The sequence below is a fragment of the Desulfurispora sp. genome (genome assembly GCF_052744395.1).
Window position 1 is genome coordinate 18110 of the sequence record NZ_JBRAJI010000036.1, and the last position, 11765, is coordinate 29874.

The following is an 11765-nucleotide window of genomic DNA, read 5'->3' on the forward strand; positions in this document are numbered from 1 at the left end:
GGCTTTTTTGTTAGGTATTTGCTGTCTCGCTCCTCCCGCGCAAGGTTGCTTGACAAGCCTATTGCCCGGTAGTTAGAATAATTTCATGAGTTTGTCGAAATATTAACTTATTGTACTCACAAAGCTGGCCGGGAAGGGAGATAGCAAAAGTGTTGGAGCAGCAGCAACTCGTGAACCAAATCAGGCGTTTGAAGGAAGAGCGCGAGGCGATCATACTCAGTCACGTCTATCAGCGCCCCGAAGTGCAGGATATTGCCGACTTTGTGGGTGATTCGCTGGAACTCTCCCGCCGGGCCGCCACCACAGATGCCAGGGTGATTGTATTTTGTGGTGTGCATTTCATGGCGGAAAGTGCCTATATTTTATCACCGGATAAGACCGTGTTGCTGCCCGACCTGCATGCCGGCTGTCCGATGGCCGACATGGTGGATGCGGTTGCTCTGGAGAGGAAAAAGATGACCATGCCGGAGGCGGTGGTGGTCTGCTATGTCAACACCAGCGCCGAGGTAAAAGCGCTCTGCGACATTGCCTGCACTTCGGCCAATGCCGTCAAGGTGATCGATTCCATTCCGGCCGATACGCCGATACTGTTTGTTCCCGATCAAAACCTGGGGAACTATGTGGCCAAACAGTCGGGTCGCTCCAACATTACCGTCTGGGAGGGCTATTGCAACACCCACCAGCGGCTGACCAGAGAGGATGTGCTGGCAGCCCGGGAAAAACATCCCCGGGCGCTGGTGCTGGTCCACCCCGAATGCCGGCCCGAAGTGGTGGAACTGGCCGATGTGGTAGCCAGCACCACCGGTATGCTGCGCTACGCCGAAGCCAGTGATGCTAAAGAGTTCCTGGTGTGTACCGAGCAGGGCATATTGCACCAGTTTCATAAACGTTGCCCGGGCAAATCATTTTATCTGGCATCGGAAAAATTGGTCTGCCCCAATATGAAAAAGATCACCCTGGAAAAAGTATACCGGGCCCTTTTAACCATGACGCCGCAGGTTACTGTGCCCGAGCATACCAGACAGGCTGCTCTCAGGACCCTGGATCGGATGCTGGCGATCCAGTAAGGAGGATTTGGGGTGTATTATCCATATATTGTTAATTTTGATACCCGGCAGTTGCCGCATGATCAGGTCCAGTTGATCGTGGTGGGCAGCGGTATAGCCGGGTTGTATACTGCGTACTGCGCCAGCCGGAAGGGATACCGGGTGCTGCTTTTGACCAAACATACGATGGTGGACAGCAATACTGACAAGGCTCAGGGCGGGATCGCGGCAGTGCTGGGTGATAATGACTCTCCGGAGTTGCATTACCAGGACACACTGCTGGCCGGTGCCGGATTGTGCGACCGGGATGCTGTGTGCATACTGGTCAATGAAGGACCCCGGCGGGTCCGGGAGTTAATCGAGCTGGGGGCCCGCTTTGACCGGGTGAATGGTCGCCTGGCCCTGACCCGGGAGGGGGCGCACAGCCGGCGGCGGATCTTGCACGCGCACGGTGATGCCACCGGGGCAGAAATCCAGCGGGCCCTTACTCAGGTGGTGAAAAGCGACCGGAATGTTACTGTACTGGAAAATCATACGGCAGTTGATTTATTGGTGCGGGAAAATACCTGCTACGGTGTACTGGTCATGAACAACCAGAGCAGGGAGCTGGTAGCATTTTATGGAGCGGCGGTAGTGCTGGCCACCGGTGGGCTCGGTCAGATATACAAGCACAGCACCAACCCTTCCGTAGCAACGGGTGACGGCATTGCTCTGGCCTACCGGGCCGGAGCCGAGGTCATGGACATGGAATTTATCCAGTTCCATCCCACCGTGCTGTCCCTGCCCGGTGCACCTCCATTTTTGATTTCCGAAGCCGTGCGGGGCGAAGGGGCCTACCTGCGCAACCGCTACGGGGATCGTTTTATGCCCCGCTATCACTCTCTGGGAGAGCTGGCACCGCGCGATGTAGTGGTGCGGGCCATACTGTCCGAAATGGCCAGCACAGCTTCCGAAAAAGTTTTTCTGGACCTTTCACACCTGCCTCCCGATCTGGTCAGGGAGCGTTTTCCCAATATTAGCCGCACCTGTGCCGGCTACGGGCTGGACATCACCCGTGATCCTATTCCGGTTGCTCCGGCGGCTCACTATATGATGGGTGGGATCAAAACCAACTATTTTGGCCAGACCAGTATTGGCCGACTGTACGCCTGTGGTGAGACCGCCTGTCTGGGTGTGCACGGGGCCAATCGTCTGGCCTCCAACTCTTTACTGGATGGCCTGGTGTTTGGTTATCGAATAGTGCAGTGCTGCCAGAAGGAGCTCGCTGAAAATAACCGGGAGCGGCCGGAATTTGTGTTTGATCGCTTGCAATCTCCCGATAGCACCATTGATTATCAACAGATTCGCCGGGAGTTGCAGACACTGATGGGGCAGTATGCCGGTCCGGTGCGTACGGAAAGCGGTTTACAAAAAGCTCTCAGCCACTTGCACCAAATGGATTATGTCGGTCGTTATGCGGTTGCTGATGAGCAGGCGGCGGAAGTGATGAACATGCTGCTGGTGGGCCAGCTGGTGGCCCAGGCCGCTTTGCTCCGTACCGAAAGCCGGGGCGGGCATTACCGGCAGGACTATCCGCAGTCGCAGGATGTCTGGTGCAAACACATCATTTTGCGTCGCTGCTGACAGTAGCCGGCCGGGCTTTGGGCCCGGCTTTAATACTTGTAATACAGGTTTATTCTGGATAAAATAAAGCTTAATACAAAAAAAGGGCAGCAAAATATGCAGAAGACAAAGGGGGCCTATTTCTTGATTGTCGACCCGTTATTGTTGGCCAAAATTGTGGAACAAGCTCTGCGGGAAGATATTGGCACGGGCGATGTTACTACCGAAAGCATTGTTCCGGCGGGGTATAATACGATTGGTTTTATTCGGGCCAAAGAAATGGGTGTGGTGGCCGGATTGCCGGTGGCGGCGGCTGTATTCAAGCGTTTGGGCCGAGATATCTCTTTTCAGCCCCGGGCCAGGGAAGGGGAAAGGGTAAAACCCGGTCGCCTGCTGGCCAGGGTGGAGGGAGATGCCCGGGTGATTCTGACCGGGGAAAGGGTAGCCTTGAATTTTCTGCAGCGCCTCTCCGGCATTGCCACATACACAAACAAATTAGCAAGTCTGCTAGAAGGTACGGGAGCCAGGCTGACCGATACCCGCAAGACCACACCGGGATTGCGGGTTCTGGAAAAATATGCTGTAAGAGTAGGTGGAGGTACCAACCATCGTTTTGGGCTTTACGATGCTGTCTTGATTAAAGATAACCATATCAAAGTTGCCGGAGGTATTGGCCAGGCAGTGCAGCTAGCCCGGTCCCGGGTGCCCCACTCTATGAAGATCGAGGTGGAAGTGGAGACTCTGGCTGGAGTGGAAGAAGCTCTGGCCGCCGGGGCGGATATCATCATGCTGGATAACATGGATCTGGATACCATGGCCCGGGCGGTGCAGCTGGTGGCTGGCCGGGCCGTGCTGGAAGCTTCCGGCGGGGTTAATGAGAACAATATTCAGGATATTGCCCGCACCGGGGTGGATTTGATTTCCTGCGGCAGTCTGACTCATTCGGCGCGGGCGCTGGATATCAGCCTGGATGTGGGTGAGCTCAAGCCCTGGTCGGGGTATGGACAGGAAAATTGATTGGTCTGGCGGGGAAAATCCCCGCTTGTTATTTTTTGCCTGGTTGTGGTAATATATAAGTAATGTAAACCCAGAATAATATAATGGTTTACGACAGCCGCGGGCTATATTTTGCGCGCTGTTTTCAGCAATGCCGCGGTGCGCGGCAGGTTTTTTGCAAGAAGAATTGGGCAGTCAGTGGTGAAACGATGTGGACAACTTGAAGAGTCATCTGCTCGGACTCCTGCGGACGCGGAGTCCCGAGTATGTTTCCAGTGAGCAGGTTTGCAAGAGTCTGGGAGTAACCAGAGCAGCAGTCTGGAAGCATGTCCAGTCTTTGCGGGCGGCCGGGTATGAGATTGAAGCTCTGCCTCATCACGGTTACAGGTTGCTAACGGTACCGGACCGCCTGTACCCGGAAGAAATTGCCTGGGGCCTCAAAACTGCGGTTTACGGGCGGGAAGTGCATTATTTCAACCGGGTGGAATCTACAAATGCAGTAGCCCGGGAACTGGCCGGGCGTGGTGCGCCGGACGGTACGCTGGTGGTGGGTGAGGAACAGACGGGCGGCCGGGGGCGGCTGGCCCGAGGCTGGTTTTCCCCTGCGGGAGGCGGTGTTTGGTGTTCGCTGATTATTCGTCCACCGTTGTTGCCATCCGAGGTGGCGCCGGTGACCCTGCTCTGCGCGGTGGCTGTACGCCGGGCCATCCGGCAGGTGACTGGTCTGGATGTGCAAATAAAATGGCCCAACGACCTGCTGCTGGAGGGGAGGAAGGTTTGTGGCATTCTTACGGAAATGAGTGCCGAGATAGAAAAGGTGAATTACATTATTATTGGTATGGGGCTAAATGTTAACATCCAGCCCGATCATTTTCCCGCCGAGTTGCGTGACCGGGCAACCTCCCTCCTGGCCGGGGGAGGGCGGGAGTACAGCCGGTGCCGGCTGCTGCAGTGCTACCTGGAACAGATGGAAGAACTGGTGGCGCGGTGGATGAAAGACGGACTGGAGGATATACTGGCCGAGTGGAAACAGCACTGTCTGACGCTGGGCCGGCAGGTAGTGGTGAGCACTGTGCGCGAGCAGTTTGCCGGAGTGGCTGTTGATGTAGGCAGCCAGGGCGAACTGGTTGTGGAAGACCGGCAGGGTGTATGCAGGACTTTCTGGGCCGGGGAGGTGACTCTGGCCGACAATTTACCGCCTCTGTTCTCGCAGGTTGCACCATAAAAACCCTTGGCCGGCCAGAACAGCCGGGAAACGGGTAGCTTTGGTGCGGGTATTATGTAAACATTAACAGCTATAACGGTTTACATTTAATCTCAAACATCGGGAGGTGTAAGCCGGCAGTTGACCGCGTGGCAGCGGGCCGGCGCCAACGATGAAACTGACTACCCGGGAAATAACCCTGACCGCTTTGTTTGCCGCGCTGGCGGTGGTGGCGGCTATGCTGGTGCGTTTTGGCAGCGCCATTGTACCCTTCAGCCTGTTGCCTTTTGTGGTTCTGCTGGCCGGAGGGATCCTGGGCAGCCGGTTGGGAGCACTGAGCATGGCGCTGTATGTGCTGATGGGCCTTATCGGTCTGCCTGTTTTTGCCAAGCCTCCATTTGGCGGTCCTCTATATGTACTGTCGCCCACTTTTGGCTTTTTGCTGGGGTTTATTGCCGCTGCCTGGACTACCGGGATCTTGCTGAAGCAAGAAGAAAACGATTCATACTGGCGTTATGCGCTGGCTTCCCTGGCCGGCCTGGTGGTCATATATCTTTGCGGATTACCTTATCTCTACGTGATCATGAATTTTTATTTGGGCCAGAGTATGCCTGTGCCCAAAGTATTGCAGATTGGCTTGCTGCCGTTTATCATCCCCGACCTGATCAAGGCGCTGGCAGCCGCCGTGCTGGCCAGGCAGGTGCGGCAGCGTCTTAAAGATGCCGTTTCCCCGGCCGCTACGGACAGTCCGGGACCGAAATAAATATTCTCTGTAGAGATGCCACTGTTTCTGCATAGATGCGGGAACAGGGGCATTTTTGTTTGTTGCCATGTCTCACCAGTTTTGCTAAAATGCCTGTATATCCTGTATATGTTGAAAAATATATCTGAATCATGTTAACAGGTGAGGATGGCGCTTATGATCCTGGTTTTTGATGTCGGCAATACCAATATCGTCCTGGGCGTGTTCCGGGATCAGGAACTGCTGGCGCACTGGCGCATTTCCACTTCCACCCAGCGCACAGCAGATGAATACGGTATGCTGCTGGCTGCGCTTTTTCAGCACCACGCTGTTCCCATGTCCGATGTGCAGGCTGTGGTCATATCTTCGGTGGTACCGCCGCTGATGCGGGCCCTGGAGGAACTGGCGCAAAGGTATTTCGGAGTGGAGCCGCTGGTGGTCGGTCCGGGTATCAAGACCGGTATTGCCATCAAGTATGAAAACCCGCGGGAGGTGGGAGCTGATCGCATTGTCAATGCGGTGGCCGCCTATGAAAAATACGGTGGGCCCATCATAATCGTAGACTTTGGGACGGCTACCACTTTCTGTGCCATTAATGCCCGGGGGGAATATCTGGGCGGTGCCATAGCCCCCGGCATAGCCATTTCCACCGAGGCGCTGTTCGCCCGGGCGGCCAAGCTGCCGCGGGTGGAGCTGGTACGCCCGGCTGCGGTGATTGGCCGCAACACGGTGTCCAGCATGCAGTCGGGTATTATCTTCGGTTTTGCCGGACAGGTGGATGCTATCGTGGGACGGATGAAAAAAGAGCTGGGAGGACAGTGCCGGGTAATTGCCACCGGCGGGCTGGCCGAACTTATTGCCAGGGAAACCAGCAGTATTGATGTGGTGGACAACCTGCTCACTTTGCAGGGCTTACGGCTGATTTATGAGCGGAACAGGCATTTATAAAGAGGAGCAAAAATGTGGCGGATCGGGCAGGTAGTGATCAACAACCCGGTGGTTAGCGCCCCCATGGCCGGCGTGACCGACCGGGCTTTTCGGTTGCTGGCCCGGCAGGCCGGTGCCGGCTTGTTGTACACTGAAATGGTCAGCGATCAGGCACTTGTATATGGCAGTTTGCGTACGGAAAAGATTTTGGACATTACCGGGGAACCCCCTCCGCTATCTGTGCAGATTTTCGGTTCTCGCCCCGAACATATGGCGGAAGCAGCGGCCATGGTGGAGGCAAGAGGCGCTACGATCATAGACATTAATATGGGTTGTCCCACGCCCAAAATTGTCAAAAATGGTGAAGGTGCCGCTCTCTTGCGCCAGCCCGGGCTGGCGGAGCGCATTGTACGGGCGGTGGTGCGGGCAGTGCGAGTACCGGTAACGGTGAAAATGCGCATCGGGTGGGATAGCGGGCAAATTGTAGCTGTGGAGTTTGCCCGCATGTTGCAGGAAGCTGGAGTCAGTGCGGTGGCCGTACACGGCCGTACGCGGGAGCAATTTTACAGCGGGCGGGCCGACTGGTCGACCATAGCCCGGGTGAAACAGGCCCTGTCCATTCCGGTGATCGGCAATGGTGATGTACGATCGCCGCAGGAGGCACGGGCCATGCTCCAGGAGACCGGGTGCGACGCGGTGATGATTGGACGGGCCGCCATGGGTAACCCCTGGATATTTCGGGATACCGTACATTATTTGCAGACGGGAGAATTACTCTCTCCTCCCGGCCGCCGGGAGCGCCTGGAGATCGCCCTGCAGCATTTGCGCCTGCTGGTGGAAAGCAAAGGCGAATATATCGGGGTCAGGGAAATGCGTAAACATGCGGCCTGGTACGTGCGGGGACTGAAAGGAGCCGCCCGGCTGCGGGAAGAACTCAACCGGGCGGATACCATTGAAAGAATGGAGCAGATATTGTACAGCGCACTGGATCTGGAATAAAAAATCATTGAAGGGCCTGGCCCTTTTTTTATGCCCTTGTAATGATTGGGAAACACTGTTAATATTGATATTAAAATACCTGTACACAGGATTGTGCACATTATTTTGGCCTTTTTAGGAAACAATGGTGGTGAAGTGGCATGGATTTTCACCGCATTGGTGACAAGCTGGTCAGCAAAAAAAGACTGGAGAATATCATTGAAGAAATACTGGAGCTGCGCTCCGGGGGGATGTCGCAGACCGAGGTGGCCAGCCGTCTGGGTATAGATCGTACCTTTGTCTGCCGCCTGGAAAGCCTGGCCGAGGTAAAAAAGGCGGCCCGGTTGGCCGTTGTGGGTTTTCCCATCAAGAATAAACAGGAACTGCAGGACATGCTGGCCGAAGAAGGGGTGGAACTGGTTTTTCTGCTCACCGAAGCCGAAAGATGGGATTTTGTCAAAAATAGATCCGGGCTGGAGATATTCAATTTTATTATGGAGCTGATTGCCCGGGCGCATACATTTGAACAAATTATTGTGCTGGGCTCCAACAAGCGGATCAGAATTATCCAGGCGGTGCTGGACAAACCCGTGGTGGGATATGAGCTGGGCCCTTCCCCCCTGCAGGAAGACGTTTATGTGGAGCCGGAATCATTGCGCCAGCTGGTACGGGCAATAAAAAAGGCATAGGAGGCGGAAATCTTGGCAGATTTTGCTTTCATGATTCACCCGCTGGACCATCAGGACTACTTGCGTAAATTTCCCTATTTACGCTTCTTTCCGGAACCAATGGTGGAGAGGGTTTTCCGGCTGGCTCCACCTCTCAAAGTGTCGGAAATAACCGGTGTGGTCTCTCCTCATGCCCAAACCAGGGGCTGGTTTGTCAGCTGTCCGCTCACAGCAGCCCAGATGATCAGTCTGCCCGAGAAATTTGTGTTGAACAAGATTATTGCCGCCGGTCGATTGGCCGAGAAATTGGGGGCGCGCATTCTCGGTCTGGGAGCATTTACCTCGGTAGTGGGGGATGCCGGCGTTACAGTAGCCAAAAACCTGCGCATCGCTGTGACTACCGGTAACAGCTACACCGTGGCCACGGCCATAGAAGGAACCAAACAGGCCGCCCGTTTGATGGGTTATGATCTGAAAAAGGTTCACGTGGCGGTGCTGGGAGCAACCGGCTCGATCGGTAAAGTATGTGCCAGGCTGCTGGCCCGGGAAGTGAAGAATATGACACTGGTGGCCCGGGACCGGGCCAGGCTGGAAGATGTGGCCGCCAGAATTCTTTATGAAAGTGGTCTGGCGGTGCATGTCACCGCCGATGTGCGGGCTGCTTTGCGTTCCGCCCAGATTATTATAGCTGTGACCAGTGCGGTAGATACAATTATTGGCCCCGGAGATCTGCAGCCAGGTGCTATTGTCTGCGATGTATCCCGGCCGCGCAATGTCAGCCGGCAGGTGGCCGAGGAAAGGGATGATGTGCTGGTGGTGGAAGGCGGTGTGGTAGAGGTGCCGGGTGATGTGGACTTTCACTTCAATTTCGGCTTCCCCCCCCGCATGGCCTATGCCTGCATGGCGGAAACCATGATTCTGGCCCTGGAAAATAGACTGGAAAACTATTCCATGGGACGCGACATTACTCTGGAGCAGGTGGAGGAGATCAGTGCCCTGGCCAGAAAACATGGTTTTAAGCTGGCCGGCCTGCGCAGCTTTGAAAGGGCGATGGAGCTGGGCCAGATTGAGCAGATTCGCCGCCGGGCGGAAGCCAGGAGGCTCAGGGAGGCCCTTTGAAGTGCAAGTAAATCTTGACAAATATTTGGTTGCTACTTATAATGTCCTGCAAAGGAAGGCTAGTAAAGCAGCACTGCAGTCGGTGGCCGGCCGCAGTGCTGTAAATGTTATGTGCATAATCCGGACCAAAAAACATATATTGATAATGCTTCTTCAAGCCATAGCCAGGCTATGGATGTTGGCGGTAATCGGGGAGAAAAATAATATTTGGTAAGGGAGAAAATTTATATGCGGGAAAAAGAGGTAATGCTGACTGTTGAAGGTCTGAAAAAGCTGGAGGAGGAACTGGAACATTACAAGACCGTACGCCGGCGCGAAGTGGCCCAGCGCATCAAACAGGCCATAGAATTTGGCGATATCAGTGAAAACTCCGAATATGACGATGCCAAGAACGAGCAGGCTTTTATCGAAGGCCGGATTATGGATTTGGAAAATCTGTTGCGCAATGCCAAAGTAATCGACGATGTCAACCTGGGAACCGATGTGGTCAGTCTGGGTTCTACCGTTTTGCTTAAAGACCTGGAGTTCGGTGACGAGGTGGAGTATACCATAGTCGGTTCTGTGGAGGCGGATCCAGACAATAACAAGATTTCCAATGAATCACCGGTTGGTAAAGCCATCCTGGGTCAGCCCAAAGGAAGCATTGTGGAAGTAAATGTGCCGGCGGGAATCTTAAAATATCAAATTGTAGATATTTTGAGGTAATTTCCCTTTGGGAGTAAGTGTCAGCAACTTTGGAGGTAGAAAAATGACTGGTGAGAATATGGAGCGGGGAGAAAAGGATGTTCTGCAGGAAGAATTGACCGGCTTGAACGAGCTGTTACGGGTACGCCGGGAAAAGTTGGCCGACCTGAGAGCCAGGGGAATTGAGCCGTACGGGGAGAAGTATGAGCGTACTCATGTATCCAGACAAATAATTGATAATTATGACTCTCTGGAAGGCCAGGAAGTGACTATCGCCGGTCGGATTATTTCCCGCCGGGTGCAGGGTAAGGCCGGTTTTGCCCATTTGCAGGACGGAGCGGGGAAAATTCAGGTGTATGCCCGGCTGAACGACATGGGTGAAGAGGCCTACGACCTTTTTACCCGGCTGGATATTGGTGATATTATCGGCGTCCAGGGTAAGGTATTCAAAACCCGCATGGGGGAAATCACTGTAGCAATTAAAGATTTTCAGCTGCTGGCCAAGTCCTTGCGCCCCCTGCCGGAGAAGTGGCACGGACTGAAGGATGTGGAACTGCGCTACCGGCAGCGGTATGTCGATCTGATTGTCAACCCTGAAGTGAAAGAAACCTTTGTTCTGCGCAGCAAGATTATCCAGGCTATACGCAATTATCTGGAGCAACAGGGTTTTCTGGAAGTGGAAACACCCATGATGCACCCCATTGCCGGTGGTGCGGCAGCGCGTCCCTTCATCACGCATCACAATGCCCTGGACATGAAGCTTTACCTGCGCATCGCCCCGGAGCTTTACCTGAAACGATTACTGGTGGGCGGTTTTGAAAAAGTTTACGAGATAAATCGCAATTTCCGCAATGAGGGTATCTCCACCAAACACAACCCGGAGTTTACCATGCTGGAGCTCTATCAGGCCTATGCCGATTATCAGGACATGATGCAGCTGACCGAAAGCATGATCTCCGAGGTGTCTTTGAAAACGCTGGGTACCACCAAAGTTGTTTATGAAGATGCTCATATTGACCTGACCCCGCCCTGGAACAGGCTGCCTATGCTGGAAGCTGTGCAAAAATACAGTGGTCTTAACTTTGGTGAGATTAAAACCGATGCTGCTGCCAGACTGGCGGCCAGGGAGATCGGTGTGGAGGTCGAGGAGCAGGATACCTGGGGCAGTGTGCTGAACAAGGTATTTGAAGACAAGGTGGAACCCAACCTGATTCAGCCCACCTTTATCACGGATTATCCCGTGGAAATCTCCCCGCTGGCCAAGCGCATGTCGGACCGACCCGGACTTACATATCGCTTTGAATTGTTTATCTACGGCCGGGAAATGGCCAATGCTTTTTCCGAGCTAAATGACCCGCTGGATCAGAAAGAGCGATTTCTGAAACAGGTGGAAAAAAGGAAAGCAGGCGATGAAGAGGCGCACATGATGGATGAAGATTACATTACCGCCCTGGAGTATGGTATGCCGCCGGCGGGAGGTTTGGGCATCGGTATAGACCGGCTGGTCATGTTGCTCACCAACTCTTCATCCATTCGTGATGTAATCCTGTTTCCGCTGATGCGGCCCCGGGAATAGTGTATGGAATTAATTACCAGATGACAATATTCATTTTCTGTGGTATGTTTACTTTTGCTGCCGAGGCAGCTTGGAATGCTGGACAGGCTCGGCCGGTTGTTGGTAGCAGCCGGCCGAAAAAAGTCAAAAAAGTGTTGACAACCGAGATTGTATCTGGTAACATTACAAATGCTGTGACGCGATCCTTGAAAACTGAACAGCGCAGGGTAAGAGAGGTCGTTAG

Annotated in this window: 12 protein-coding genes; 11 read left to right on the forward strand and 1 reads right to left on the reverse strand. The window is 54.2% G+C overall.

The features are described from left to right. Positions 1–149: 149 nt before the first annotated feature. The 11 genes from nadA to lysS all read left to right on the forward strand — a co-directional run bounded on the left by nadA (position 150) and on the right by lysS (position 11542). Positions 150–1067 carry a quinolinate synthase NadA gene (gene nadA / locus ACUVTU_RS10015; RefSeq protein WP_445889825.1) on the forward strand — a complete coding sequence of 306 codons (918 nt, stop codon included), beginning with the start codon at positions 150–152 and terminating at the stop codon, positions 1065–1067. A 12-nt stretch (positions 1068–1079) separates the two neighbouring features. Further along, on the forward strand, positions 1080–2669 hold the full coding sequence (gene nadB, locus ACUVTU_RS10020) for an L-aspartate oxidase (RefSeq protein WP_445889826.1): 1590 nt from the start codon (positions 1080–1082) through the stop codon (positions 2667–2669). A gap of 96 nt (positions 2670–2765) precedes the next feature. Continuing rightward, on the forward strand, positions 2766–3665 hold the full coding sequence (gene nadC, locus ACUVTU_RS10025; protein WP_445889827.1) for a carboxylating nicotinate-nucleotide diphosphorylase: 900 nt from the start codon (positions 2766–2768) through the stop codon (positions 3663–3665). Positions 3666–3855: 190 nt separating this feature from the next. Next, positions 3856–4869, forward strand: coding sequence for a biotin--[acetyl-CoA-carboxylase] ligase (locus ACUVTU_RS10030; protein ID WP_445889828.1), 1014 nt, complete (start codon positions 3856–3858; stop codon positions 4867–4869). 151 nt (positions 4870–5020) lie between these two features. Beyond that, positions 5021–5611 (forward strand): biotin transporter BioY, encoded by a 591-nt coding sequence (locus ACUVTU_RS10035; RefSeq protein ID WP_445889829.1) that lies wholly within the window; start codon positions 5021–5023, stop codon positions 5609–5611. Between the two features lie 156 nt (positions 5612–5767). Next, a complete protein-coding gene (locus ACUVTU_RS10040; RefSeq protein ID WP_445889830.1) occupies positions 5768–6538 on the forward strand; it encodes a type III pantothenate kinase in 771 nt (256 codons plus the stop codon). 12 nt (positions 6539–6550) lie between these two features. Next, a complete protein-coding gene (dusB, locus tag ACUVTU_RS10045) occupies positions 6551–7516 on the forward strand; it encodes a tRNA dihydrouridine synthase DusB (protein ID WP_445889831.1) in 966 nt (321 codons plus the stop codon). Between the two features lie 140 nt (positions 7517–7656). Next, entirely contained in the window at positions 7657–8184 is a 528-nt protein-coding gene (locus ACUVTU_RS10050; RefSeq protein ID WP_445889832.1) for a transcriptional regulator, read from the forward strand. A gap of 12 nt (positions 8185–8196) precedes the next feature. Further along, positions 8197–9282: a shikimate dehydrogenase gene (locus ACUVTU_RS10055; RefSeq protein WP_445889833.1), complete on the forward strand. Its 1086-nt coding sequence runs from the start codon at positions 8197–8199 to the stop codon at positions 9280–9282. Between the two features lie 228 nt (positions 9283–9510). Continuing rightward, positions 9511–9987, forward strand: a complete 477-nt coding sequence (greA, locus tag ACUVTU_RS10060; RefSeq protein WP_018085462.1) for a transcription elongation factor GreA — start codon at positions 9511–9513, stop codon at positions 9985–9987. A 43-nt stretch (positions 9988–10030) separates the two neighbouring features. Then, on the forward strand, positions 10031–11542 hold the full coding sequence (lysS, locus tag ACUVTU_RS10065; RefSeq protein WP_445889834.1) for a lysine--tRNA ligase: 1512 nt from the start codon (positions 10031–10033) through the stop codon (positions 11540–11542). A gap of 13 nt (positions 11543–11555) precedes the next feature. Here the strand turns inward: lysS and ACUVTU_RS10070 are convergent. Beyond that, a partial coding sequence (locus ACUVTU_RS10070; protein WP_445889835.1) for a hypothetical protein occupies positions 11556–11765 on the reverse strand: 210 nt, incomplete at its 5' end.